This is a genomic window from Butyricicoccus sp. OF10-2, assembly GCF_003481925.1.
In the GTDB taxonomy this organism is placed as follows: domain Bacteria; phylum Bacillota; class Clostridia; order Oscillospirales; family Butyricicoccaceae; genus Agathobaculum; species Agathobaculum butyriciproducens.
This window is the reverse complement of record NZ_QUMC01000024.1, coordinates 1-26,201: the sequence shown is the minus strand read 5'-3', so window position 1 is coordinate 26,201 and position 26,201 is coordinate 1. Positions and strand designations below refer to the sequence as shown.

25 protein-coding genes, 5 tRNA genes, 1 rRNA gene and 1 pseudogene are annotated in these 26,201 nt (G+C 55.5%); 4 read left to right on the top strand and 28 right to left on the bottom strand.

Features of this window, described 5'->3' with window-relative positions:
- Positions 1–12: 12 nt before the first annotated feature.
- On the bottom strand, positions 13–588 hold the full coding sequence (locus DXB00_RS12095) for a TetR/AcrR family transcriptional regulator (RefSeq protein ID WP_116705151.1): 576 nt from the start codon (positions 586–588) through the stop codon (positions 13–15).
- Positions 589–787: 199 nt separating this feature from the next.
- Here DXB00_RS12095 and DXB00_RS12090 point away from each other — a divergent pair, with 199 nt between their 5' ends.
- Together DXB00_RS12090 and DXB00_RS12085 are read left to right on the top strand one after the other, a co-directional pair.
- Positions 788–3,274 (top strand): efflux RND transporter permease subunit, encoded by a 2,487-nt coding sequence (locus DXB00_RS12090; protein ID WP_243107219.1) that lies wholly within the window; start codon positions 788–790, stop codon positions 3,272–3,274.
- Entirely contained in the window at positions 3,261–5,399 is a 2,139-nt protein-coding gene (locus DXB00_RS12085) for a hypothetical protein (RefSeq protein WP_119214993.1), read from the top strand. Before DXB00_RS12090 ends, DXB00_RS12085 begins: the two co-directional genes overlap by 14 nt.
- Before the next feature lie 253 nt (positions 5,400–5,652).
- Here DXB00_RS12085 and DXB00_RS12080 read toward each other — a convergent pair whose 3' ends face one another.
- From DXB00_RS12080 to DXB00_RS11985, 19 genes and pseudogenes are all read right to left on the bottom strand, one after another.
- A complete protein-coding gene (locus DXB00_RS12080) occupies positions 5,653–6,204 on the bottom strand; it encodes an ECF transporter S component (protein ID WP_118360663.1) in 552 nt (183 codons plus the stop codon).
- Positions 6,205–6,306: 102 nt separating this feature from the next.
- Positions 6,307–8,055, bottom strand: coding sequence for an S-layer homology domain-containing protein (locus DXB00_RS12075; protein WP_118729131.1), 1,749 nt, complete (start codon positions 8,053–8,055; stop codon positions 6,307–6,309).
- 54 nt (positions 8,056–8,109) lie between these two features.
- Positions 8,110–8,952: a hypothetical protein gene (locus DXB00_RS12070; RefSeq protein WP_118646382.1), complete on the bottom strand. Its 843-nt coding sequence runs from the start codon at positions 8,950–8,952 to the stop codon at positions 8,110–8,112.
- Between the two features lie 275 nt (positions 8,953–9,227).
- Positions 9,228–10,169 (bottom strand): 1-phosphofructokinase family hexose kinase, encoded by a 942-nt coding sequence (locus tag DXB00_RS12065; protein WP_158578277.1) that lies wholly within the window; start codon positions 10,167–10,169, stop codon positions 9,228–9,230.
- A gap of 166 nt (positions 10,170–10,335) precedes the next feature.
- Positions 10,336–10,527 (bottom strand): hypothetical protein, encoded by a 192-nt coding sequence (locus DXB00_RS12060; protein WP_119214992.1) that lies wholly within the window; start codon positions 10,525–10,527, stop codon positions 10,336–10,338.
- Positions 10,528–10,572: 45 nt separating this feature from the next.
- Positions 10,573–11,055: a 23S rRNA (pseudouridine(1915)-N(3))-methyltransferase RlmH gene (rlmH, locus tag DXB00_RS12055; RefSeq protein WP_110436090.1), complete on the bottom strand. Its 483-nt coding sequence runs from the start codon at positions 11,053–11,055 to the stop codon at positions 10,573–10,575.
- Positions 11,037–11,845 (bottom strand): annotated as a pseudogene (locus DXB00_RS12050) (MBL fold metallo-hydrolase). The gene rlmH and the pseudogene DXB00_RS12050 overlap by 19 nt, the downstream one beginning before the upstream one ends.
- A 22-nt stretch (positions 11,846–11,867) precedes the next feature.
- Positions 11,868–12,326, bottom strand: coding sequence for a GNAT family N-acetyltransferase (locus DXB00_RS12040; protein WP_158581316.1), 459 nt, complete (start codon positions 12,324–12,326; stop codon positions 11,868–11,870).
- Between the two features lie 78 nt (positions 12,327–12,404).
- Positions 12,405–13,691: a UDP-N-acetylglucosamine 1-carboxyvinyltransferase gene (locus DXB00_RS12035; RefSeq protein WP_119214988.1), complete on the bottom strand. Its 1,287-nt coding sequence runs from the start codon at positions 13,689–13,691 to the stop codon at positions 12,405–12,407.
- Positions 13,692–13,879: 188 nt separating this feature from the next.
- The gene (locus DXB00_RS12030; RefSeq protein WP_117751566.1) at positions 13,880–14,707 is read right to left on the bottom strand and encodes a hypothetical protein; all 828 of its coding nucleotides are present in this window, start codon (positions 14,705–14,707) and stop codon (positions 13,880–13,882) included.
- 23 nt (positions 14,708–14,730) lie between these two features.
- Positions 14,731–16,047 (bottom strand): hypothetical protein, encoded by a 1,317-nt coding sequence (locus DXB00_RS12025; protein WP_118729137.1) that lies wholly within the window; start codon positions 16,045–16,047, stop codon positions 14,731–14,733.
- A complete protein-coding gene (locus tag DXB00_RS12020; RefSeq protein ID WP_118729138.1) occupies positions 16,044–17,819 on the bottom strand; it encodes an ATP-binding protein in 1,776 nt (591 codons plus the stop codon). Before DXB00_RS12020 ends, DXB00_RS12025 begins: the two co-directional genes overlap by 4 nt.
- Positions 17,820–17,822: 3 nt before the next feature.
- On the bottom strand, positions 17,823–18,518 hold the full coding sequence (locus DXB00_RS12015) for a response regulator (RefSeq protein ID WP_110436083.1): 696 nt from the start codon (positions 18,516–18,518) through the stop codon (positions 17,823–17,825).
- Positions 18,519–18,558: 40 nt separating this feature from the next.
- A complete protein-coding gene (locus tag DXB00_RS12010) occupies positions 18,559–19,098 on the bottom strand; it encodes an NUDIX hydrolase (protein ID WP_118285006.1) in 540 nt (179 codons plus the stop codon).
- Between the two features lie 12 nt (positions 19,099–19,110).
- Positions 19,111–19,896 (bottom strand): alpha-amylase family glycosyl hydrolase, encoded by a 786-nt coding sequence (locus tag DXB00_RS17755; RefSeq protein WP_442861384.1) that lies wholly within the window; start codon positions 19,894–19,896, stop codon positions 19,111–19,113.
- Positions 19,897–19,934: 38 nt separating this feature from the next.
- On the bottom strand, positions 19,935–21,020 hold the full coding sequence (locus DXB00_RS17750; RefSeq protein ID WP_158581315.1) for an alpha-amylase family glycosyl hydrolase: 1,086 nt from the start codon (positions 21,018–21,020) through the stop codon (positions 19,935–19,937).
- 216 nt (positions 21,021–21,236) lie between these two features.
- Complete coding sequence (gene trxA / locus DXB00_RS11995) at positions 21,237–21,545, bottom strand: thioredoxin (RefSeq protein ID WP_116705145.1); 309 nt, start codon at positions 21,543–21,545, stop codon at positions 21,237–21,239.
- 12 nt (positions 21,546–21,557) lie between these two features.
- Positions 21,558–22,370, bottom strand: a complete 813-nt coding sequence (locus DXB00_RS11990) for a DNA-3-methyladenine glycosylase family protein (protein WP_119214985.1) — start codon at positions 22,368–22,370, stop codon at positions 21,558–21,560.
- Positions 22,367–22,741 carry a DUF3783 domain-containing protein gene (locus DXB00_RS11985; RefSeq protein ID WP_158575068.1) on the bottom strand — a complete coding sequence of 125 codons (375 nt, stop codon included), beginning with the start codon at positions 22,739–22,741 and terminating at the stop codon, positions 22,367–22,369. The genes DXB00_RS11990 and DXB00_RS11985 overlap by 4 nt, the downstream gene beginning before the upstream one ends.
- A gap of 140 nt (positions 22,742–22,881) precedes the next feature.
- On the opposite strand from DXB00_RS11985, the gene DXB00_RS11980 reads away from it, so the two are divergent.
- A complete protein-coding gene (locus DXB00_RS11980; protein WP_207663669.1) occupies positions 22,882–23,679 on the top strand; it encodes a ZIP family metal transporter in 798 nt (265 codons plus the stop codon).
- Between the two features lie 131 nt (positions 23,680–23,810).
- On the opposite strand, the gene DXB00_RS11975 is transcribed toward DXB00_RS11980, so the two are convergent.
- Positions 23,811–24,527: a LytR/AlgR family response regulator transcription factor gene (locus DXB00_RS11975; RefSeq protein WP_118729141.1), complete on the bottom strand. Its 717-nt coding sequence runs from the start codon at positions 24,525–24,527 to the stop codon at positions 23,811–23,813.
- Between the two features lie 187 nt (positions 24,528–24,714).
- Between DXB00_RS11975 and DXB00_RS11970 the strand changes: the two genes are divergently transcribed.
- Positions 24,715–24,939: a DUF6514 family protein gene (locus DXB00_RS11970; RefSeq protein ID WP_118729142.1), complete on the top strand. Its 225-nt coding sequence runs from the start codon at positions 24,715–24,717 to the stop codon at positions 24,937–24,939.
- Positions 24,940–24,947: 8 nt separating this feature from the next.
- Here the strand turns inward: DXB00_RS11970 and DXB00_RS11965 are convergent, their stop codons facing one another.
- The 7 genes from DXB00_RS11965 to DXB00_RS11935 form a co-directional block, all read right to left on the bottom strand.
- Positions 24,948–25,316 (bottom strand): Hpt domain-containing protein, encoded by a 369-nt coding sequence (locus DXB00_RS11965; RefSeq protein ID WP_110436076.1) that lies wholly within the window; start codon positions 25,314–25,316, stop codon positions 24,948–24,950.
- A 141-nt stretch (positions 25,317–25,457) separates the two neighbouring features.
- Positions 25,458–25,533 (bottom strand) — tRNA-Thr (locus DXB00_RS11960).
- Between the two features lie 35 nt (positions 25,534–25,568).
- Positions 25,569–25,645, bottom strand: a tRNA-Asp gene (locus DXB00_RS11955).
- A 14-nt stretch (positions 25,646–25,659) separates the two neighbouring features.
- Positions 25,660–25,736, bottom strand: a tRNA-Ile gene (locus tag DXB00_RS11950).
- Positions 25,737–25,796: 60 nt separating this feature from the next.
- Positions 25,797–25,872: transfer RNA gene (locus DXB00_RS11945), tRNA-Asn, on the bottom strand.
- A gap of 27 nt (positions 25,873–25,899) precedes the next feature.
- A 5S ribosomal RNA gene (gene rrf, locus DXB00_RS11940) occupies positions 25,900–26,016 on the bottom strand.
- Positions 26,017–26,093: 77 nt separating this feature from the next.
- Positions 26,094–26,168, bottom strand: a tRNA-Glu gene (locus DXB00_RS11935).
- Between the last annotated feature and the right edge of the window lie 33 nt (positions 26,169–26,201).

Genomic DNA, 26,201 nt, shown 5'->3' with positions numbered 1-26,201 from the left:
CTACTGATTTACTCAGTTCTGCGCTGCCTCCGACTGCGGCACCAGCGGTGTCAGCGGTGTCAGCAGCTTAGTGATCAGGCTGACCATCTCGGTCTTCGGGATAGGCTGCGACTCAGTGATCCACTTTTCGGTCATGCCGATGACACCGGTCGCAAGGAAGCGTGCAGCATACGCATCCTCGACACTGCGGTACGGCAGCAGCTCCATGCGGCATTCCTCGATAACGCCGATCATCTTTTTGCCGAAACCATCCGGTGCATTGACCTTGATGAGTGCGGTGACGATCTCACGATTCTCCTCCAGATAATCCATCAGACGGCTGAGCACCAGCTTGAGCGTTACCGTCTCGCTCGGACGGATGGCTGCGATCATCCCGCGGAAATCCTCGATCATCCCTGTCTCGATCTTATCGCGCAGGTCATACACGTCCCGATAATGCGCATAAAATGTGCCGCGGTTGATATCCGCTTCGCGCACTACGTCGGTCACGGTGATGCTCTGGAAGTCCTTCTGCTGCATCAGCCGCGTCAGTGCCTGCCGCAGCAGCTTTTTCGTTCGTCGGATGCGCTTATCCTCCACTTCTGCCATGGTATTTCACTCCATTCATATTGCTTTTTCCGTTCCATTTCCGTAATTCGCATTTTAACGAACATATACAATATTTTTGTGCGTTATCATTCACTCTTATCATATTTGATTATTGCGTTCGTTATCCTTATGTACTATACTATAACACGAAAAGAAATCCTACACAATATCTATTTCTGAGAAAGATGGTGTTTTCTTTGTGAAACTTAAAGGACATAGCCCTGTTGACCTGATCATTAACAATCGAAAACTGATTGAAAAGATCTATATCGTACTGATCATCTTCAGTTTAATCTGTGTGCCGATGGTTGGGATCAACTACGATTTAACAAAATACCTGCCGGATTCGTCTCCGTCCGCACAGGCGCTGGACATCATGGAGGACGAATTTACCTATCCCGGCATGGGACGCGTCATGCTCGAGGATGTGACGCTGTACGAAGCCAAAAACATAAAGGACCGTATCGCGGACGTTGACGGTGTGGACATGGTCATGTGGTGCGATATGGCCACCAATATCTACGGCTCGAGCGAATTCATCAACTACGACAATATCGACGACTACTACAAGGATAACACCGCCTACATGGATGTTATCTTCACCGACAAGGACTCGTCTAACCAGACCCACAAGGCAGTGCATGAGATTGAAAACATCGTCGGTGACAAAGGTCTGGTAGCAGGCTCCGCTGTATCGGATACCAACCTCGGCCCGACCATTAACAAAGAGGTCGCCCGTGTTATGGCACTGGCCGTCGTCATTATTTACATCATTCTGACGATCACGACCACCTCGTGGTTTGAGCCGGTGCTGTTCCTGTCCGTGCTCGGCATTGCAATCCTCATCAACATGGGCACGAACATCATCTTCGGCGAGATTTCGTTCCTGTCCAACGCCGTTGGTGCGGTGCTGCAGCTGGCCTGCTCGATGGACTACTCCATCTTCCTGCTGCACGCCTTCACACAGGAGCGCGCAACCGGTGCAGAACCCGAACAGGCGATGGCGAACGCCTGGCGAACCGCCTTTTCGTCCATCGGCGCTTCCGGCATGACGACCATCGTCGGCTTTGCCGCCATGGCGCTGATGAACTTCGGCATCGGCCCGGATATGGGCTTCGTACTGGCAAAGGGCATCGCGCTCAGCCTGCTGACTGTGCTGCTGCTCATGCCGGCGCTCATCCTGCGTTCGCAGAACATCATTGCCAAGACGCAGCACCGTCCGTTTATCCCCAAACAGGGCCGCGGCATCGGTGAATTTGCGTACAAAATCCGTCGCATCGTATTTCTTGTGGTTCTTATCATCATCATTCCTTGCTACATTGCACAGGGTATGGCGAATTTCTCTTACGGCAACGAGGCCGTTGCAAACTCACCCGGTACACCGGTTTACGAGGCTGAGCAGCAGATGAATGCAAAGTTCGGCAAGAGCAACATGATGATCGCACTTGTCCCGCCCGACAGCAACATCACCGAGAAAAAGATGACCGAGGAGATCGACGACCTGTCCTACGTCAAGTACGCGCTCAGCCTGTCGTCCGTTCTGCCGGAAGGCATTCCCGAGGATTTCCTGCCAGAGAACATCACCAGCCTGATGCACTCGAAAAACTGGGCACGCGTGATCATCAACGTGCGTTCCGCCGGTGAAAGTGATGATGCCTTCAAATTCTCGGACAACATCCGCGCGATCATTGACAAGTATTACCCGAACGAAACGACCTACCTTGTCGGCGTAACGCCGTCCACGCAGGATATTAAGGATATTATTGTGCCGGACTACAACCGCGTCAACATCGTTTCCCTGCTGGGTGTAGCACTCGTTATCGCGATAACCTACAAGGCACTGATCCTGCCGATCGTCGTACTCATCCCGATTGAATGCGCGATCTTCATCAACACCGCTCTGCCGTACATTTACGGTCAGCGAACCATGTACCTCGGCTTTATCATCGTCGGCTGTATCCAGTTAGGTGCTACGGTTGACTATTCAATATTGATGACCGGCAACTATCTGGATGCCCGCTCACAAGGGGATAAAAAGGAAGCCGCAATACGGGCGGTATCGGTCAGCGCCGAATCGGTTATGACCTCCGGTCTGATCGTTATGACGGTTGCCTACGGCCTGTACTTCATGACCTCGGTCGAAGCGATTTCCGGTCTGGGTCAGCTGATCGGCCGCGGTGCACTGATTTCGGTTATTCTGGTCCTGTTCTTCCTGCCGATGTGCCTGATGCTGTTCGACCGCTGGATCGTCAAGTCGGATTACGCAGAAAAGAAGCACGCCAAGATGAACAAGATCCGCGCGACCAAGATCAAGCTTCCGATTCTGAGCGAGCTGCGTCAGCAGCGCGTCAACCTGCAGAACCAGATCCGCGAGAACCGCAAGGCGCGCAACAAGGAGCTGCACCTCAAGCTCAAGAACCTGATGAACGGCGATGGCTTCAAGCTGCCGCAGAACTACACACCGCCGACGCAGGAGCCGTCCAGGCAGCAGCAGACCGAAGAATCCGCACACAAGCGCATGATTGGCAAAAAGCTGCGTATGCGCATCCATAACCGTATTGAGATGCGGAAGGAACAGCTTGAGCATCTGGCCCAGCGCCTCGGCAGCGACAAAAACAAGCCGAACAACAGCCAGAACGACAACCAGAACGATAATACGGAGGAGAACGACCATGAAAACAGATAAGCTGCGCCGACTGACCGCAGCCTCGCTTGTTCTTGCGTTCACACTGCCGCAGGCGGCACAGGCCGCCGCGCCCACGGTAGAAACCGACGAATCGGTATATATCAACATGGATTACTACGGTGCGCCGACCAATACGCGCATCGTAAAGGGTGTCAGCCTGAACGGCCACACCGAGTTCACCGATTTCGGCAGCTACGCAGATGTGTACAACATGAGCACCTATGACGAGCCGGTCATCAAGGACAATTCGGTGTACTGGAAGCTGTCCGACACCAGCAAGCAACGCTTCTACTACGAGTGCATCCCGACCGACAAGGTCAATATCCAGATGCCGTGGAACTTTGATGTTTCCTACAAGCTGAACGGTGTTTCGGTCAAGGCGGAGGACTGTGCAGGCGCAAACGGTCTGGTGGAGATCACCATTCACGCAGTACCGAACAGCTACGCAAGCGACTACTACAAAAACAATATGATGCTCGTCTGCGGCACCGGTATCGACATGAGCAAGGCGCTTTCCATTGATGCACCGGGTGCACAGGTTCAGTCCGTGGGAACCTACAAGCTGGTCGTATTCATGGGTATGCCGGGCGAGGAAAGCACGTTCACCGTGCGTATCGGCTCGGATAACTTTGAGAACATGGGTATGTTCATGTTTATGACGCCGGCTACCCTGTCCTCGCTGGATATCATCTCCGACCTGAAGGACGTCAAGGACCGCCTAAGCGATTCCGGCGACAGCCTGTACTCCGGCATGAGCAGCATGCTCGACACCATTCAGTCCATGCAGAACGGCATGGGTACGATGTCGAGCGGTATTTCGGGCATCAATGCCGTGCGCCAGCAGCTGATCAAGGACCGCGGCACGATTGATCCCAAAACGGATGCCGCGCTGACCGCTCTGGAAAAGCTGACCGGCGAAAGCGATTCGCTGATCCCGGAACTGAATAACACCAAGGACACGCTCGTTAAGCTGAACGCGACCACGAACAGCATTCTCGATACGCTCGAGGAGTCCGGTGCAGATATCACCGAGTACCAGACGCTGCTGCAGAATATCCGTACCTCGCTGAATAATCTCGAGGATCTCATGGATGATCTGGATGATAAGACCGGTTCGGAGTGGCTGTATATCAGTGAGCTGCAGAGTGATCTTTCCAATATGAAGAAGGATCTGAAGAACATTAAGAGCGATATGAATGATCTGAACGACCGTATCAAGGCTCTGAATGATCTGAACGGTTCTATCAATACCGCAATGACGAACATATTGACGACCTTGGTCAAAAAAGGTGTGATTACTGAGGATATGGCTGCAAGCATAGGTCAACTGCTCAGCGCAATCTCCAGCAGCACCAAGAATCTGTTGGACGCGCTGCAGAGCGCAGCCGGCAACCTGTCGAGTGCCTCCAGCTCGCTGTCCGGCTTCCTCGACACCTCGGATTCCATCCTCGACAATCTCGACGATATCTGCGACGTACTCGACGATTACAAGGGTCTCGGTCAGGACTTCACCACCGAGGGCAAAAAGCTGACCGAACTCGCCAACACCACACTTGGCCGCGTCAACCAGCAGCTGACCGAGATTCCGGCACTGACCGAGTCGCTCAACCAGCTGACCTCGATCACCTCGTCCTCCATCGACAAGGGCACCGAGCTGATCGGCACCACTACCAAAACGCTCACTGCGTCCTACCAGCTGCTCGACACGGTCAACAGCACGCTGCGCTCGGTTCGCAGCGACGCGGATGCCAGCACACAGACCACGCTCGACGGCCTGCTCGATGTGCTCGATAAGGCTTCCCGCTCGAACAGCTCGAATAAGCTGCAGAACGCGACCGATGATATTCATAATGCCATCGACAACGCTAAGACCGACCTTGAGGACGATACCAACATCCTCAATATCGACTCCTCGGCCGACCTGCAGTCTGTCACGAGCAGTATGAACCCGACACCGAGCAGTCTGCAGTTCATCCTGCGCACGCAGGAGATTTCGACCGACGATGACGATGATGCTGTCACCTCGGATCAGGATGCTGCCGACGAAGGCGTTCTTGCGCGTATCGTGAATATCTTCAAGAAGCTCGCAAGCGCGATTTACGGCGTATTTGTTTCGGAAGAGTAACCGCATATAGACCAAAAGGACAGGAAAATTTCCTGTCCTTTTTTCATTATCCACAGGTTGGGGATAATTGCGTAACCGTATGGTGTGAAACCGTTTGTCAAATCCATTTATATCATCGACGTTGATTGGTGCAATTCAAGTAGAAACAGCGGGGTGAGGTCCCCCCGCCGTTCCACAGAGAATCACACAATAACAAATCAAAATTCGCATAAAAAAACGTTCCGGAGACGGAACCGTTTTTCCTATCCATTTATCAAGCGCGAATCTTCTCGCCCATCTCCGCGCTTGCGTGACTGAGTACCGGAAGCAGCACCGCACCAACGATGATGCCCGCAATGCCCTGCACGATATTCATCGGCACGCCGAGAACAACCGCGGCTGCCGCAGCGCCCATGCTGCTGCCCATCACGACCTCCATGCCGACCTCGTACACAAAGTAGCCCAGAACCATGACGATCTCTGCCGGAATGCCGCACAGAACCACACGGGTAATCGTATTCATGCCCTTGCCTGCCATGCGGTGGTACAGCCAGCCGCCGAGCAGAGCGGTCAGCGCCTTGATGGCAAACGTGCCGGGCACCCATGCCATGTAGCCGCCGATAAGGTCCGCCATCATCGAGCCGATACCGGCTGCCAGTGCACCCAGACCGGGACCGAGCAGAATGCCGCAGATCAGCACCATGCCGTCACCGAGGTGAATGTAACCCTGTGTCGGTGTCGGAATGCGGATGATCATCGTAGCAACTGCCGTCAGTGCCGCCAGCAGTGCTGCCAGCACAAGCTTTCTGATGTTTTTTCCTGTCATATCGCATACCCTCTTTTCCAGTAATTCTGTCTGTAAGCCTATTGTATGCGATATTGTGGCTTTAGGAAAGTGTCAGTTCACGCAAGTTTCACAAGGTCAGTTTCAGGCATTCGCCTTGAAATTATTGATGTAGTAATCGCCGTTTTCGTCGTCCATCACAACGCAGACCAGCTTGCCCTTGGAGACAACCTTGGCCTCATCAACGCCTACGCAGATCCACTTGCGCGGGTCGACCGTGGTCTTGAGCTTAGCCGCTGCGTCTGCGGCCTGCTTTTCATCCGCAAAGCGCAGAACAACGATGGAATGTGCCTGCGAAGTAATCATAGACTCGGAGGCCACGCCTGCCTCAAACTTGATATCATCCGTGCCAAGGTACCAGAACAGGCCGCGGCTCATGCCGTCCTCACCCATGCCGTTGTAGAGCGCCTCCTCAGCAACGCCCATGCCGCCGAACGGATGCGCACCGTAAATCTTGCTCACCAGCGCGGAAAGCTGCTTATCCACCTTGACGGTCTCCGGCTGCTCCGGCTCGCTCACCTCCGGCTTTTTATAACCCCAGACAGCCTCGCCGTACTTCTTCATGAACAGATCGTAATTCTCGTTGTAGCGCTTCTTATACACGCTTTCAATCTGCGGGTCAAAGGTGTACGCCGTACCGTCAATGGTGATCTCGGTCCACGCGTGAACCGATTCACTGCCCTTGGGCGAAACGCCGGTTCCAGGAATCGCCTGTGCGTCAAAGCCGACCTGACGAGCGAGGTAAGTAAAGCCTGCCGCCCACGAGTAGCAGTTGCCCTTGTGGGTCTTAAGCATATCAGTCGCGGAGGTCAGCGCCCAGTCGCTCTTCGAAGTGTCAGCCGCGCCGATGCCGAGGTAACCGAACGTATTCTTCGCGTAATCATACACCGCACGCAGCTTCTGCTGCTGGGTCATGCTGTCCTTGACAACGCTCTTTACTGCCGAAGCCAGCAGCGCGTCCAGTTCGGTCGAGCCGGTGATGTAGTAGCCGTTGTGGTCAAGCTCGAGCGAGCCGATGAACTTGTCATGGTCAAACTGCTTGTCCTCATTGACATGGAACAGCTTGCCGCCAATGTTATGCCAGCCCGGCGTCAAATCGGTGGTCTCCTTATCGAATGAGGTCCACTGTTCGGAGCCGCTCGACTTGTCAAACTTATGGTCGGTGGTTGCCTCAAGCATATCCCAGTATGCCCAGTGCGTGTTCGGCACGTCCGGCATAATACGGATGCCCTCACTCGTATTGATCGTAAACTCGTCCGCCTGACGGCCGAGCACACGGTTGAGGATGGTTACCGTCTCCGCACGGGTAATCGGCGCATTCGGACGGAAATTCGTGCCTGCCGAAATCCAGCCCTGAGCCAGAGCAGTCTGCACCGCGTTGTACGCCCAGCTGGTCTTGGGTACATCGGCGAACGACTTGTCCGTGCCGATATCGGTGTGCGGGAAGCGCGACAGAATCGCTACAAACTCCGCACGGGTAATCTTAGCGTTCGGCTTGAACGTGCCGTCCGTATAACCGTTCACCAGACCGAAACCGGTCATTTGACGAACAGCGTCCGCATACCACGCGGAAACCGAAACGTCATTAAACAGATGGTCCTCATTCTTGACCTTGTTCACCAGCAGAGAGGCCAGCAGCTTGCTCGCCTCTGCACGGGTGATGGATGCATCCGGACGGAAGGTGCCGTCCGTGTAGCCGTTCATATACTGCATGTGCTCTGCGGTATTCAGCTGCGGCTGCGGTGCCGAATTCTGAGCCGCGCACGCGGAAATCGGCAGAGTTGCCGCCATCAAAGCCGCAAGCGCACCTGCGGTCATTCGTTTTTTCATCATACTTCCATACTCTCCTTCAAATCGTTTTCGGGGATAGTATTGAATTAGACGGAATCACTCGTCATTTGGTTCCCTGTTTCGCTCATCTTTTTTACTTTTTTCTTTTTCGGGATCGAGCACAACCGGAATGAGCGCTGCTGCCAGCTTGCCCTTGCCGCGGTGCTTGACGTAGAAGAAGCCGATGATGGAAAACGCGATCGCACCGATGCAGTTGACCTGCAGATCCTTCATCGTGTCGATCAGGCCAATATCCAGATAGCCGCCAAGCTGCTCCGTCCAGTCCTCACCGTTAACGCTGACCGACTCAATCTGCACATGCACCGGCACATTCAGGCCGTCCGGGTTGAGCGACACCGAGTTGACCTCGTGCACGACATAGTCCTTCTGCATGTCCGTGTGCATCACCTGATCGGCGGTGAACTCGAAAAATTCCCACAGCACGCCGACCGTCATGGAGAAGCAAAACGCCACGATAGCCAGGAACAGCGGCGACAGCTTGAAGGTAAACCGTTCGCTTCGGTTAAACAGGTCAACCAGGCAGAAGCCGACCGCCGCGACCAGAAATCCGTTTATCGTGTGCAGCATGGTGTCCCATCCGGGAATGATGGTGTAGAACGAATTGATCTCACCCAGGATCTCGGCGGCATAGATGAAGCAGTAGATGATAGCTTCCATCATCGGCGGGATGTCGATGGCAAGCTGTTTTTCAATCAGCGTCGGCATCGCCAGCAGCACAAGCGACAGCACGCACACGAACATATTCTCATACCGCTGCATGAACGCACAGCGGATGAATGTCAGCACGACCAGAAGCGACAGTACGCCGCGAATGGTCAGTCTGCGGCGTACGCGGCGGCGCTGCTCCGTGACGCGCTGCTGTAATTGTTTTTTATCCATATTTGTTAACTCCTTAAAGTAATTGCGAAAAGCGTAAAAGAGAGAACAACAATCTGTTGTTCTCTCCATTTCTCAACTAACTACCAGATTTCATCGTCCCGCGCGGCAGCGCGTATAAAATAGCATTTGCATTGCAAATGCCAAAAAAGAGGGAGCATATATCACTCTTTTTGACTTTAAGAGGAAGAAAGTTTCTGTATAGGAACTTTCGGACGACTTTGGAACGGCCTGCGGTCCGTTCCTGCTTGTCGGCGGAACCGTGATTCCGCGACAGCTCAGAGAACGTAAACCTGCGTGGTCTCGTACACCTCGTAAACCTTCTTGAGAGAGGCCATCTCGGTGCCGGCCAGACGGGCACATGCACGGCCCATCGCAACAGCGTAGCGTGCCACCTCGTCAAACTTCATGCCCGCGTGCATAGCGTTTGCAATTGCGCCGACCATTGCATCGCCGGTACCGACCGCACCTTCGTCGTAGATTTTCGGGTTGGTGGTAACGTACAGCGACTCCGGCTCGTCCTTTGCGGTGAGCAGAGCGCCCTCCTGACCCATGGAAACGCAGACAGCCTTTGCGCCCATATCCAGCATCTTGCGTGCGGAATGTACAACGACCTCGGGATCGGCGGACGGCTTGTCGCCTACAGCCTCAGCCAGCTCGAAGATGTTCGGCTTTACAAAGTCCGGCTCGCACCTCAGTGCCTCCTGCAGCAGCTCGCCCTGTGCGTCGATGATCAGCTTGCAGCCGTGCTTCTTGATGGTCTTGCACAGCTTACGGTAGTTCTTCAGCGGGAACTCCGGCGGCGTAGAACCCGCCAGAACGAAGATATTGCCCTCGTCCAGATAGTTCTCCATGCGGTCGAGCAAGCGCAGGAAATCCGAATCATCCAGCTTGTTGCCCGGCTCATTTACCTCTGTATGGCCGCCCTGCGCATCAATGATCTGCGTATTGATACGGAGCTGTCCCGCAATATCAACAAAATCGTGGTGAATGTCCGCTGCTGTCAGCATGTCCTTCATAATGCGACCGTTCGTGCCCGCACTGAAGCCAAGCGCAATACTGCTGCCGCCCAACGCCTTGATCGCGCGCGACACGTTGATGCCCTTGCCGCCCGGTTCCAGATGACTGGACACCGCGCGATTAAGCTTGCCCACCTGCAGCGGGTGCTCGATACGCTGCGTACGGTCCAGTGCAGCGTTAAGCGTTATCGTGATAATCATGGGACGCCCCTCCTGAAATATAATTTCCCTCATCGCGGCTTCGCATTTGTCCCGTGCGAATAACCGCGTTCTCATCTATATTACATTTTACAAAATCTTATGAATAAAGTAAATGGTTTTTCTTGATGTTAGCCACATTTAACCGGGTTGTTTTTATACCCAAACTTTATTTGAGCCAGCCGGAGTCTCCGCACCACGGACACTCCCACTGTTTGCCCGTGACTTTTGCTTCCGCGCCGCACATCGGACAGCGCATTTTACCGGTTTTCGGCAGCGGCCTCGGCTTTGGCGGCTCTTTCGGCGGTTCCTGCTGCCGACGGTACAGCCGCACAAAAAAGACTACGCCGAGCAGCAGCACCACGCGATCGCCGCGAGCTGTTCTTTTGTCATGCTGTCCCTCTTCTCACTTGTGGTACTTGCCGCCTGCCGCGATATTGAGCGCGCGGTAAATCTGCTCGAGCACCATCACTCTTGCTAAATGATGCGGAAACGTCATCGGTGACATGGACAGCCGCAGCGCCGCCTTCTTTTTCACCCGCTCGGACAGGCCGCACGAGCCGCCAATGAGCACGCAGATCTTGCTTGTCCCCGATACGGTCAGCTTGCCGAAATAGTCCGCCAGCTGCTCAGAGGACATCGGCTTGCCTTCCACGCACATCGCAATCACAGACGCGCCGGGCAGCAGCTTGCTCTCGATGAGCGCGGCTTCCTTTTCGAGCGCCTGCGCGATCTCGCCCTCAGAGGGCGTCTGCGGCAAGCGCTGCTCGGGCAGCTCGATGATCTCTAATTTACAATATGCACCGAGGCGCTTGGTATATTCCTTTACAGCGTCTGCCCAGAATTTTTCTCCGAGCTTTCCGACGCAGATCAGCCGGACAGAGAGCATAGCCTTTCCTCCCCAAATGATACCGGATGCTCCATGTGCTCCTTCGGCGCAACGAGCACCTCGCACGCGGGCAGTCCGCGCAGCGCCGACAGCGTTTGCTGCCGCGCCAGCTCCGGCATGTTGTTTTTCTCACTCAGGTGCGCCAGCACAAGCGTTCGCGTGCCGCTTTTCACCAGATCCGCTGCAAACACGGCGCAGTCCGGATTGGACAGGTGCCCGCTCGGTCCGGCAACGCGCATCTTGAGTGAATACGGGTACGGACCGGCCTGCAGCATATGCGGATCGTGGTTGCTCTCCAGCACAACCATTTCGCAGCCGCGCATAAGCTCGGCCGCATCGCGCGGCACAAAGCCGAGGTCGGTGGCAAAGCCGAACCGGCTGCCGCCGTGCTCGAATATGTAGCCCGTGCTCTCAGCTGCGTCATGCGGCGTCGGGAACGGCACAACGTCCACATCCCTGACCCAGAAGCGCTCGCCGCTGTCGAATACGTTCAGACGGTCGGCGTACTCCGGATTCTTTTCCTCGAAAGCCTCGGCTGTGCCGCGAGTGGCGAACACCGGCGCCTCGCTTTTTTAAGAAACATCGGCAGTCCCTTCACATGGTCGATGTGCTCATGCGTCAGCACCACCGCCGAAATATCCTCCAGCGTGAGCGACAGTGCCTTCAGCGCAGTCGTAATCCTGCGCAGCGACACACCGAGATCGATCAGGATCGCGGTGCCGTCCGCCATATATAAGCCGCAGTTGCCGCTCGAACCGCTGGCGATACTGTAATAATAATGCTCTGCCATGGTACTCCTTCAGCAGTTGTTTTCATCCGTTTGTGTGCTGCAAAAAGGCAGTTCGCGTTAGAATCATCGGTGTGACGTTTCCGCAGTAGAATGCAAACGGGTCCCCGGCAATCTCTGCGCCGAATCCGGTAAGAATGTGCACCGTTGCGTCTCTCGCTTCGAGGGAAATGTTATCCACATCCTGTGCAAAAACATCTTCCAGCACGCGTTTCAGCAGAAAGGTTCCCTTGTGCTGTCCGCGCAGTCTGCGCGCGACCGTGATACGGCCCATGTGCCACTGCCCGCCCTCGCGGTAGATGGCCGCTGTGCCGACGAGTTCGCCGTCCTGCTCCATGCACCACCACTGCGGCTGCTTATCCGCCGGAATGAAGTTCAGCTCCTTCGGAATATCCTGCTCGTCCGCGAAAATCTGCGCAGCAAAAGCGAGAACCGCATCCATGTCCGCATCAGACGCACGCCGAACCATGCATTCTGCTTTCATTCTGCTCATCTGCCTTATATTCTGCAAAAAAGGCGAAAGGATGCTCCCTCCGCCTTTTTTCCTCATTACAATTAGAAATTACTTGTTCTCGGCGCTTTCCGGAATCTCGGAGCGATACATATCCGCACCCAGAGCAACAAACTTCTCTACGAGCGTCTCATAGCCGCGCTCGATGTTCTGCACCTGCTCGACCTCGGTAACACCCTTGGCTGCCAGACCGGCGATAACCATCGCCGCGCCTGCGCGCAGGTCGTGTGCACGGACCGGAGCACCATTCAGCTCCTTGACGCCCTCAACAACCGCGATCGCGCCGTCCACATGAATACTTGCGCCCATGCGGGTCAGCTCCTCGGTATAGCGGTAGCGGCTGCCCCAGATCCCCTCGGTGATGATGCTGGTGCCCTCTGCCAGACACAGCGCCGTCGTCATCTGCGGCTGCATGTCGGTCGGGAAGCCCGGGTACGGCAGGGTCTTGATGTTGGTCTTGGTCAGCTTGCCCTCGCGGCGAACGAGCACCGCATCGTCAAACTCGGTGACCTCAACGCTCATCTCACGCAGCTTTGCGGTGATGCACTCCAGATGACGCGGAATAACATTCTTCACCAGAACCGAACCGCCGCAGGCTGCAACGGCTGCCATAAAGGTGCCCGCCTCGATCTGATCCGGAATGATGGAGTAACTGCCGCCGTGCAGGCTCTCTACACCGCGGATCTTGATCACATCGGTGCCGGCGCCCTTAACATCCGCACCCATTGCATTCAGGAAGTTCGCCAGATCGACAATGTGCGGCTCCTTCGCGCAGTTCTCCATAATCGTCTGACCCTTGGCCAGAACGGCTGCGAGCATGATGTTCATGGTCGCGCCGACCGTAACAACGTCAAAATAAATATGTGCGCCGTGCAGGCCGTCCTCGGGTGCCTCGACCCGGATGTAACCGCCCTTGGGCAGCGTTACCTTTGCGCCCAGAGCTTCAAAACCCTTGATGTGCTGGTCGATCGGACGGACACCGCCGAAGTTGCAGCCGCCGGGCATTGCTACCTCGGCAAAGCCATACTTGCCGAGCAGCACGCCGAGCAGATAGTAGGATGCGCGCAGCTTGCGCTCCAGCTCGTGCGGCTTGAGACTCGGGTTCTGCGCATTCTGGATTTCCACCGTAGTGGCGTTGATCTGGCGGATCTGCGCGCCCAGCTCACGCATGATCTCCATCTGCAGCGTTACATCAATGATCTTGGGCACGTTTTCAAGACGAACCGGGCCATCTGCCAGCAGAGCCGCCGGAACGATTGCGACCGCTGCATTCTTTGCGCCGGAGATGGTCACCTCACCATTCAGCGTCTTGCCGCCGTTGATTACATACTTTGTCAATCTACCTACTCCTCACTAAGCCTTGGCGCGGAAATCTCCGCGTTTTTCTCCGAATACTGTATCTTATGTCAGCGAATGACTGTCCGTGCCGATCCTCTTTGCAGGCAGCTCCGACAGCGGCTAAACCCATTCGCGTAAAATCTCACTAATACATTTTACCACAATTTCAGATAAAGAAAAGCAGTTTTTCAGTTTTCTTCACCGATAATCGTCTTTTTGTCACAATCCACCAAATATTCGCCTGTTTCGGTGTCAATCTTCCAAGTAGGTGTAAGACGAATACGGCGGCTGCTGTCGGTTTGCATACGATAACCGGCCGTCATCGACTCGATCGTACCGGTTTCGCCGCTTTCTGCGGCAAACTGCAGCAGAGCATCTGCTGCGCTGCAGGTAATGCTGATGCCGTTCGCGGTGGTGTACGGCGTGCCGAAGCTCCACAGTCCGACGAGCGACACCGAGCCGTCTCCGGCAGAAAAGTCCAGTGTCAGCCGCCGGTTGTGCACCGGCAGTCCGGCGACCGAGCCGGTCAGCGTAACTACCGTGTCCTCCGCCGTCCAGCCGGCCTGCTCGGCCTGAAAGCCCCACCGGCTGCACAGTCGGCGCGCCTGCTCGAGCGCTTCCGATGCGGAAGTCGGCGCAGATTCAGTCAGCGTATAGTCCGCCTGCACATTGCCGTCCGCCTGCCACTCGAGCGTGCCCCTGTCGCTCTCAAAGCGCACCGTGCCGTCCTCCTGCTCGGTGCGTTCAGCGTGTTCGCCCAGCATGGCGGCTGCGATTTTTTCCTCATCTGCGCGGCTGCGGTCGAGCGACAGCTCGGGCAGCGTGATGTCCTCCGGAAACGAGAACGCCGTATCCAGCTGCATCCCTCTGGCGCTCACCAGCGTGCGCAGATTGGCCTCAAGCTCACTCGTTCTCCGGTGGCTTTGCCAGCCGCGTACCGCCAGATTGCCCAGCAGAAACAGGTTGATCGTAAGCAGTATTGCGATCAGTATATTTTTGACTTTATCCCATTGCAAGCGCTCTCATCTCCCTTCTGCGGTCACTCTGCCGCATTTTTCAGATAGAACCGGCTCGGTACATACTGTCCGTCCTGTGCCCGGTAGGCTGCCATCAGACCGCGTTCCGCGCCGGAGGCTCCGGCTGCCGCCTGTTTTGCAGGCATGACCGTGCGTTTGCCGCCGGTCGGCTGAAATTTCTGCAGCCGAATCGTTGCCGTGCGCAGCGCACTGCCATCGAATACGAAGGTTGCAAAGTCCGCGTCACCGAGCACCGGCACGCCGCTGTACATCTGCAGAAAAATCAGTGTGGTTTGCTCGCCGCTGCGCTCCACCGCGTACAGCGACGCATGCGTATCCGTATCGCCCGCTCGCTGCGCCGCATCGAGAATCAGCCGGGCGCAGTCCAGCTGTGCATCCAGCGCCGCCGCATCCGTGATATCGCTTTCGTCATAAGCGCTCACCGTTGCCGAGCCGTCCGTGGACGCGTACTGCACCAGACCGGACGCATTCAGCCGCAGCGTGCTCGTATCATCGAGGAACACACGGACAGTTCCGTCCTGCTCGTTGTAAAAATCCGTGTAGGCCGTGTAGCCGAATGCACCGAGCAAATCCTCCAGTCCGGTGCCGCTCTGTGCGGCAAACAGGTTGATCTGCGCCGGTTTCAGCACCGGAAGCGACAGCGCCTCGCTGTCGAACAGCAGCGTTTCCGGATAGACCGCATACGCATCTCCCGCAAAGCTGCACGACAGACCGCGGAAGTTCTTCTGTGCCTCCTCGAGTGCATTCTGCGAGACCGCTGCATCCGCAGCATACAGCCTGCCGCCTGCCATGCGGACAAACAGCCGCTGCACACCGGCGGCATACACCAGTGTTTCGACCTGCAGTCGGTCATTATCCTTCCACGAGCCGCCCAGCCAGCCCGCAATAGACTGCATCGGGATCGCACCGTGGTAGCGCAGCAGCGCACAGCTGCCCGACCGCAGAGCCGTGCACAGCTCACTCTCATCAGCCGGCCGCAGCCCCTCACCTGTGAGCGCCTGCGACCACAGCGAACGCGTTGCCGTGATGCCGGCGTCAATATCGGTCAGATTGTACTGCACGCCGTACAGCTTGCCGTCAACGGTCAGCGCCATCTGTGCCGGATCCGCCGCCGAAACACCGGAGGACCGTATCTCATAGCCCACCGCACCGCCTACAAAGCGGTCGTGCAGACGGCGGAGTGTGCTGTCTGCAGGCATTTGCGCAATGTTCAGACCCATCAGCCAGTTTACCGCGCATAGCACGCCCATCAGTCCGCACAGCACCAAAAGCGAGATATTTTTTGCTGTGTTCTTCGCTGAGCGTTTCGCACCTCTCATACCTTATCCTCCCTGCCGTGCGGCTTGAGGTCGGTCGGAAGCGTGATCGTCACGGTCGTGCCCTTGCCGTATTCACTGGTCAGAGCGATCTTGCCCTCGTGCTGCTCAACGATCTCCTTGGCGATCGCCAGACCCAGTCCGGTGCCGCCTGCGGCACGCGAGCGTGCCTTGTCCACGCGGTAGAATCGCTCAAACAGGCGCGGCACATCGTCCGCCGGAATGCCGACACCATTGTCCTCAACCGTGATGCGCACATGGTTTGCGCCTGCGCGCTGTGCCGCCAGACGAATCCTGCCGCCCGAAGGCGTGTACTTGACCGCGTTGGACAGAATATTTACCACAACCTGCTCGATGCGTTCCCTGTCGCCGACCATCGGCGGCAGGTTCGGCTCGGTCTCAACGCGGATCATGTGACCGCTGTCCTCGGCGGTCAGCTTCATGGCATTCGTCACCTTTTTCAGCAGATCGGACACCGAAAACCGCGTCATACGCAGCTCCATCCGTCCGTAATCCAGCTTGGAAAGCGTCAGCAGATCGGTGACAATACGCGCCATGCGCTCGCTCTCGCTCGAAATAACGCCCAGAAACTGCTTTTCCGTGTCAAGCGGCAGCTCTCCGGCGGCATCGAGCAGCGTTTCGGTGTACGAGCGGATATTCGTCAGCGGCGTGCGCAGCTCGTGCGACACGTTTGCCACAAACTCGCGGCGTGCGTCATCCAGACGGCGCTGCTCGGTGACATCGTGAATGACGGCGATGACGCCGCCCTCGCCGTCCAGTGCGCCGTAAGGCGCCAGCGTGACGGACAGCACGCGCCCAAATCGCGTAATCTCGTTCGTAAGGAAGCTGCGCGAGACGGTTTCGTCCGTGTCCGGCATGTCCAGATCAGCGAACATCTCATCAAAGCTCAGCTTCTGCTCCACACGCACGCCCAGCAGATTCTCGGTGGCCGGATTCATGTGGATGAGCGTGCCGTCAGTCGTGAAGGCGGCTACGCCGTCGGTCATGTGCAGGAACAGCGTGTTCAGCTTGTCGCGCTCGCCCTGTACCTCGCCGACCGTGTTTTTCAAACGGTGCGCCATGTAATTGAACGAACGGGTCAGCTCGCCGATCTCATCCGACGACTGCACGCCGAGGTCCTGATCGAAGTTGCCTTCCGCGATCGACCGCGCACCCTCAGTGATGCGCTCGATCGGCGTGGTAATGGTCTTGCTGAGCAGGAAGGACAGCAGGATAGCCGCCAGCAGGCCGAACATCATCGCCTGCATGACAATCTGGAAGAACCGCCACGACAGATCGGAAATCTCCCGCTTGTTGTCCGCGATATACACGATGTAGTCCACCGCACCGTCGCCGTTCTTGTCCAGCGGCACCGCAATGTCCATAATGCTGTCGGACACCGCCGAGCGCGTTCCGGTCTCTCCTGCCATTGCGGCAATGACGTTGCTTGTGCGGGTGACGGATACGTTCGGGTTGGAGCCGTCAAGGAAGCCGCCCTCACTATCGAGAATGGCATAGTTGCGGTAATCGTCAATGCCGAGTCGGCTCTTGTGGGCATCTATGATGGTTTTCAGACCATCCGTGCCGGGTTCGGCAGCCGCCTCCTGCATGGAGCGGATGGTATCGGTCGTGAACACCGCCTGCATCTGCTCATAAAAGCTGTTCAGATAGAAGGTGTTGATACTGTTGATCAGAAACGTGCCGACCACCGCCATAACGGATACGATCAGCAGCACCAGAATCAGCACCAGTTTTCTGTGTAGTGAACGGAACATAGCTTACTCCCCGTCAGCAAAGTAATATCCCATGCCTCTTTTTGTGATGATGTATCTGGGACTTGCCGGTTCATCCTCGATCTTCTCGCGCAGACGGCGGATCGCCACGTCCACCGCACGCAGGTCGCCGTAGTAGTCATAGCCCCAGACCTGCTCCATCAGCTCCTCACGGGAGAAAACCCGTCCCGGAGCAGCGGACAGGAAGCACAGAATATCAAATTCCCGCGCGGAAAGCTCGAGCGGATGACCGTTTTTGTAGACCATGCCGTTGTCCTTGGATACACGCAGACCGCCGCCGGACGGCGCTTCCGCCTTTTCCCTGTCCTCTCCTGCGTAGGTACGGCGCATGTTCGCCTTGACGCGCGCCATCAGCTCACGCATGGAGAACGGCTTGGTGATATAATCGTCTGCACCCAGCTCGAGACCCATGACCTTGTCGGTCTCTTCCTCACGGGCGGTCAGCATGATGATCGGTGTGTCCTTTTCCGCGCGCACCCGCCTGCAGACCTCAAAGCCGTCCATCTCGGGCAGCATGACATCCAGCAGAATCAGGTCGGGCGCTTCCTCAAGCGCGCAGCGCAGACCTTCCGCACCGTCATACGCCGCAAGTGTGTCGTAGCCCTCACGCTGTAAATTGAATACCAGAATGTCTGAAATGGCCTTTTCGTCCTCAACCACAAGGATTTTTTTCTTATCCAAACCCTTTCCTCCTCTGCACTCTCCAATCTCCACTCTTATCTTAGTAAAGATTCTTCAGCTTTGCTCTATACATAGCCGCGACGGTTTTGGCATCGCGGATCTCGTCCCGCTCGATCATTTTTTCTACCTCTGCGATCGGCAGGCGCACGACCTCGACAAATTCGTCCTCATCCGGCTGCATTTCGCCTTCGGTCAGATCAAGCGCGGCAAACAGATAGGTCACCTCGGTCAGAAAGCCGGGAGACGGATAAATCGCGCCGAGCGGCACGATGCGTCCGGCGGTACAGCCGGTTTCTTCTTTCAGCTCGCGGATGCCGCATTCCTCGGCGTCCTCCGGACCGTGGTCCATCTTGCCGGCGGGCATTTCGAGCAGCTCGGTATCGAACGCATAGCGGAACTGCCGCACAAGAATAACGTTGCCGTCCTTGTCGATCGGCAGCACGCCGACACCGCCGACGTGCTCACAGACCTCGCGCGGCGCGGTCTTGCCGTTCGGCAGCGATACCTCGTCCACACGAGCGGTCATGATCCTGCCTCTGAACTTATATTCGCTGGAAAGCTGTTTTTCTGTCATATCCATAGAAAATTCTCCTTAATCGGCTGCATTTACACAGCGCAGGATATAGGCGGTCTCCGGCGGAACGGATACGATCAGACCGTCCGGATCGGCGTACGCGAAGCCCTCGCCGCTGAGCAGGTCGAGCGCATACAGCGCATCAATTTTTGTTTCCACATACTGGTGTCCACGGTTGACCGCGATCACCAGACGCGAGTCTCCGCTCGTGCGCTCATAGCGCAGCAGTGCACCGGCTGTCGTGTCGCTGAACTGCAGGTCGCCGTCCGCAAGCGTCTGTTCCTCGGCACGGATTTCGCACAGCTTACGGTAGAACGCAAGCAGCTCCTGGTTTTCGTGTCCCCACGGGTAGGTCTGGCGGTTGAACGGGTCCTCGAAGCCCTGCTGCCCTGCCTCATCACCGTAGTAAATGGTCGGCGAACCCGGCATGGTGAACTGGATGACCGCCGCCATCCGCAGGCGGCGCAAGGCGATTTCCAGACGGTCCGGCGGCAGCTGATAGTGTGCGCGGCCGTTTCTGTCCATCTTCCACTCGTTCTCGGTTACGCCGAGAAGGGTGAGCGCACGCGCGGTGTCATGCGTACCCACAACGTTCATCAGGTTGTAGAACACGTCCCGCGGGTAGTTTTCGCGGATGCACTCCATGCTCTCCGCGAAATGCTCGGCCGTGCCGCCGTTCAAAAAGCCGAAAATAGCGTCTCGCAGCGGGTAGTTCATAACCGAATCCAGTTCGCCGCCCTGGAAATAGCGTCGGCGCTCGGAGTACGAGATTTTGTTGGACGCATCCTCCCACACCTCACCGATGATGAGCGCATCGGATTTCTCCCTGCGGGCGGCAGCGTTCAGCTCCGGATGAAGCTGTCCGGCAGCTCGTCGGCAACATCCAGCCGCCAGCCGGACGCGCCCAGCCGCAGCCAGCGGCGGACCACGCTGTCCTCGTCCTCGATGATGTAATCCTGATAGCTGCCGTCGCTCTCATTGACCTGCGGGAGCGTGTAGATGCCCCACCACGAGCCGTACTCGTTCGGCCAGTTGTGAAAGTCAAACCAGCTGAAATACGGCGATTCCTTGGACTGGAACGCGCCTACGCTGTCGTAGTGACCGCGAGCGTTGAAGTAACGGCTGTCGTAGCCGGTGTGATTGAACACGCCGTCCAGTACAACGCGCATGCCGCGTCTGGCGGCTTCGCTGCACAGCGCACGGAAGTCCTCCTCGCAGCCGAGCAGCGGGTCGATGCGCTTGTAATCGCCGGTATCGTAGCGGTGATTGGAATACGCCTGAAAGATTGGATTGAAATAAATGGTGGTAACGTGCAGGCTCTCCAGATAATCCAGCTTGGCGTATACGCCGCGCAGCGTACCGCCGAAAAAGTCGTTATTGAGAATTTCGCCGTGCTCATCCGGCAGGTATACCGGAATATCGTCCCAGTTCTGATGCAGCACACGCGGGATCACGCCTTCGCCCTCCGGCTGCTCGGGCGCCTTGTCACGGCAGAAACGGTCCGGAAAAATATTGTAGGTGATGCCCTCGCCGAACCAGCGCGGCGTGTGGTAATCGCCGTCGTATACGGTCAGCTGGTACTTATCGCCAACCGACTCGAGCAACTCCGCCTGACCGCCGTAGCCGCGTGCACAGTAGTGCAGACCATCCGCCAGTTCCACCGAAAAATAATACCAGTACAGACCGGGATGCGGCGGCGTATAGGTTACCGTATACCGGTCGTGTGAGCCTTGATAGCCGCACCAGTGCAGCGGATGGGATTCGGCCTGACAGCCATCTTCCTCAATCCAAAGGGTAACATGCAGCGCGCCCTGTGCCCGCTGCGGATAAACAGAAAACTCGACCGCCTGCCCTGCCGGTACCGCGCCATACGGCTTCTTGCATGCAGTGCTGCGGGAGTGAAACATACTATCAGAAATGCGATTCACGCAAGCTCCTCCAAACATATATCCTCTTGCCAAATCATACCTTACCATTATATCAGCAATATTGGCGGTAGTATTTTTAGTATAGCACAAAACCGCAAAACGGTAAACAAAAGCTGTCGCACGAAAGAAAAGAAAACCGGCTCAATACAAACTTTTTAGGTGTAAAAGCAAAGAGCCGACTCCGATGGAGTCAGCTCTTTTGATCCAGTTTTGATTTTAGCCAAGCAGGTTCAGGATTTCTTCCTTCGGCATAGCGCCGACAGCCTTATTGGCAACCTCGCCGTTCTTCATCACGATCAGGGTCGGGATGGAGACAATGCGGAACTGCATGGACAGCTCACCCTGCTCGTCTACATTGATCTTACCGACCTTGATATCGTCACGCTCGTTTGCGATCTCGTCCACAATCGGCGAAACCATGCGGCAGGGACCGCACCACGTTGCCCAGAAGTCCAGCAGGACCGGCTTGTCCGACTTCAGCACTTCGTTCTCGAAATTTTCCTTCGTAATGGTTACTACTGCCATATTAAACACTCCTTAACCTTTCAGTGATAATTCATAGTAAAATGCATACTGCTGCATGACACCCGCAAAGCCTTTATATCGTTTCAGCGGAAACCCTTTCGGATAGTGTGTGTCCAGCATTTGCCGGATATGCGTATCGACCGGAAATGCGTCGATGTGATGCAGTGCAAACAGACAGATACACTCCGCAACCTTGATGCCGACACCGGTCAGGCGCAGCAGTTCGGCTTTGGCGCGGGCGTAATCCATGTGCCGGATAGCTTCCAGATCGACCTCACCGGACGCGACCTGCCGGGCCGCAGCGCAAATGTATTTGGCGCGGTAGCCGAGCCGCACCGGCGCAAGGTCCTCGGGCGTGCACACCGCCAGACGCTCTGCCGTGGGAATGCTATTGTATACCTGTTCACTCTTATTATAACAGATTTCCCCGAAAAGGGAACACAAATTTTCGACACACTTGGTAATCCGCGCGATATTGTTCTGCTGCGAGATGATAAAGCATAGAATAGTTTCCCACAGATCCTGCCGCAGAATACGCAGTCCGCCGCCGTATGCAACGGCGTTCTGCAAATAGATATCGCGTTTGGCAACTGCGGCTTTGCAGCGGCCGTAGTCCGCATCCAGATCGAAATACGGCCGCCAGATGGCGTTAAACTCATCTTCATCGCAGTCGAACCGTACGGTCTGGCCGTTCTGCTGAATATTCAGCAGGTGTGTGCCCGCAATCAAATCGTACGACTTATCCCCAACCCTGTGGAAGCGGAAGCACTGACCGGAGCTTGCGATCTGGTCGATGTCGAAATCGTTCAGTACGCGCTCGATCATTGGTGCATAGCCTCATGCTCGCGCACCAGCTCGGTAAACAGGTCGCTCAGCGTCCAGCCGATATTGTGCTCGGTGACCATGGCCTTGTACGGCACAGAAACACCATGCGCCTTCATTTCACGGAGCAGAATGTCCAGTCTCTTTTCAGTAAAGCCGTCCAGCACCATCATCGGTGCGGAAGGCGCATCTGCAGTCGCGTCAGTCGGCTCAAAGCCCTTGCGGTTCAGCAGAAAGCCGACCGTCTGACCGGCAGAGACCGCTTCGACGTTCTGAATCCGCACGCCCATGCGAACGAGCACGGTCTTGAGCGCCGCAGTCTGTTCGCTCGGCTGCGGCTCGAAATATAACACTTTTTCACGGGATACCGCCATAGTGGAACCCTCCTGTTTTATTCTCATAAGATTGTATACTAATATTATATCATTTCTGTCAAGTCCCCTATTGACAGAAAGTGTGTTCGGTGCTATGCTCATAGTTAGCAATAACTAACCAACTAAAAAGAGAGGTGCGTATGATACAGCAGACATTGCTTTGGGCGGCCGCAGGCACAGGCTTCACCTTCCTGATGACCACGCTCGGCGCCGCCATGGTATTCTTTATGAAACGACAGTCCAGCGCTCTGATGCAGCAGATTTTCCTCGGATTCGCGTCCGGTGTGATGATCGCCGCGTCCATCTGGAGTCTGCTCATTCCCGCGATTGACGAGGCCGCGCAGAACGGCCAGCCGGGCTGGATACCCGCTGCAGGCGGCTTTATCCTCGGTCTGGTGCTTATGCTTGCGCTGGACGGATTAATGCCACACCTGCACAGCGGCGCAGAGCAGGCCGAAGGTCTGCCATCCTCCTTTCGGCGAACCACGCTGCTTGTTCTTGCAGTGACGCTGCACAACATTCCGGAAGGCATGGCTGTCGGTCTGTCATTCGCTCGCGCCGCGCAGCACACCGGCAACGCAGGATTGTTTGCAGCGGCAGGCGCGCTTGCCATCGGCATCGGCATTCAAAATTTCCCGGAGGGAGCCGCAGTCGCGCTTCCGCTCCATCAGGAGGGGCTGAGCCGCGCACGCTCATTCGTTTACGGTTCGCTGTCCGGCATCGTTGAGCCGATTTTCGGCGTGCTTGTCGTGCTGTGCGCGTCCGCGCTAACACCGTTCATGCCGTGGCTGCTGTCCGCTGCGGCAGGCGCGATGCTGTACGTTGTGGTCGAGGAGCTGATTCCCGAGGCACATCTCGGTGAGCATTCACATCCGGGCACGCTTGGTGTGATGGCGGGTTTTCTGGTGATGATGGTGCTGGATACAGCTTTGGGATAATTGAAAATGGAGAATTGAGAATGGAAAATGAAGTTGCCTTTCTCCTTCCACAAAAACGAAAAGCGTCCCAATGGGACGCTTTTCGTTTTTCAGATAATCCGTGTTTTAACTTTGCCAAACACAAATTATCCTCAATATCTATTATGAATCTGTTTGCGGTAATCAAAATAGATTTGCCGCAATTCCTTCAGATTTTTCTTGCGAATAAGCACTACATCATCGTTTGTAAGGGTGAAGTCCTTATCCACAGCTTTGACGTAGTTCATATTCACAAGGAAGCTCTGGTGGCACCGCAGAAAACACGGAGCCGTCAGTTCCTGCTCAATCTCGCCGAGCTTTTTATATAATGTGTATGTCTTTTGCCCCACCTGATGCAGAATACACTGTGAATTATGGCTTTCCACATACATAATCTCTTCGCGCGGAATGTGCAGCACCTGCGAACGATTCTTGATCGCGTATGTATTCTCGACGATATCGGACAGTACGCGGTGCATGGTTCGTTCGAACGTCTTCGGGGTATATGGCTTGAGCAGATAACCGGATGCACCGACTTCAAAGCTGTCCGGTGCAAAATCCAGCGCAGCGGTACAAAAGACGATCGTGCCCTTGTAGCCGATCTCACGCAGACGGCGTGCTACATCAATGCCGAGCGGCGGGTCCATCAGAATATCCAGCAGAATAATATCAAACCATCCGCCGTCCCCCAGCTCATAATAAAGCGGTTCACCGCTGTCGTACATTTTGCAGGAATAGTCAATCGCATGTGCATTGCAGTAATGACTGAGAAAATCCGCAAGGATATCCCGTTCTAACGCCGAATCATCACAAATTGCGACCCGCAGCATGGTTATTGACAGTCCTTTCTCGTCAGTTTTTGTCGAATTTCTTAACGGTTTCTAAACATGTTCTGCCGATTTCACAGGATTCTGCTCCAATTTCACAGAATAGCAAAAAAAGCGTAATTCTTCTGATAAAATGAACATGTTCCCAAACGAAGTGGGAACATCAGCAAATATCGACGGAGGAAGCATCATGTTTGTCTACAAAGTAATCAGAAAAAATCACTATTCGCCCGAGACCGGAGCTTATATATCTTTCGGTATCAGTGCCCACGATCCGGAGCACGGACAAACCTGCTTCGTTCCCGATGTGTTCATCGGCGAGCCGGAAGCACGCGCCTTTACAGAACGTCTGAACACGCTTCAGGTGTCGCCTATCCATTTGATCGATGTGATCGAGGACGCATTGGGCGTTTAACACGCAGCTTACATAAAAATGCCCAGCTCAGAGGCCAGCGAGCGAATTGCATGCACAATGCGGATGTATTCGGTCGTGACTTCGTATCGCAGTTCCGTGATTTCCTCATCCTGATTGCCGCGCAGCGCTTGCAACAGTGCTGCGCTCTTCTTTTCCAGCCGTATAAAACCAAAGCTGCGTGCCTGTCCGGTCAGCGTGTGTACCGCTTTGATTGCTGCATCACGATCGTGCCGACCCAGGGCATCGTTCAATTCCGCGCAACAAGGCTCGTCCAAAAATCGGATCAGGAATTTCTGCAGCATATTCTCGTTGTAAAACCGGCGGCAGGCTGCTTCAAAATCTCCATCTATTGCTTGATAAAATTTATGCAGAGACATATCGACATCTCCCTATCTATATTTTATCATTTCAAAAATCGACTGGCAAGGGATGAAAATAGTTTTCTATCGCCATTTCTCGACAAAGATCGCGGTTTGCAGTAAAAGAAAAACGCCTGATCATTTGATCAGGCGTTTTCATGGAGCTGCTAACCAGATTTGAACTGGTGACCTCATCCTTACCAAGGATGCACTCTACCGACTGAGCTATAGCAGCGAAAGAAAAAACGGCACGATTACGGTACCGTTTTTTGGCGACCCGGATGGGACTTGAACCCACGGCCTCTAGCGTGACAGGCTAGCGCTCTAACCAACTGAGCTACCGGGCCATATTAACTTAATTTGGTGGGCCTTCGGGGACTTGAACCCGGGACCGACCGGTTATGAGCCGGTTGCTCTAACCAACTGAGCTAAAGGCCCATATAGGGAATCGACTTTACCCTGCCGTCACAATGAAGTGACGGCAAAGCATTGTCTAAGTGGCTCCTCAAGTTGGACTCGAACCAACGACCCTGCGGTTAACAGCCGCATGCTCTACCAACTGAGCTATTGAGGAATATCGAGCGGATCTGCGATCCGCAGGTGTAGGCGTTGAGTTATCTTCCCGGGCCGTCGCCAGCCAAGTATTGTCACCGTAAACGAGCTTAACTACTGTGTTCGGAATGGGAACAGGTGTACCCTCGTCACCATTAACACCTACTATTTCGTTGCACATTCCTGTGCAGCTTTATTATACCATACCATCAGCCTACTGTCAACATCTTTCTTGAAGAAATTTGGTGACCCGTGGGAGAATCGAACTCCCGTTTGCGGCGTGAGAGGCCGCCGTCTTAGCCGCTTGACCAACGGGCCATAACAGTTAGACTTCCGGTATTTCTCGGTTCC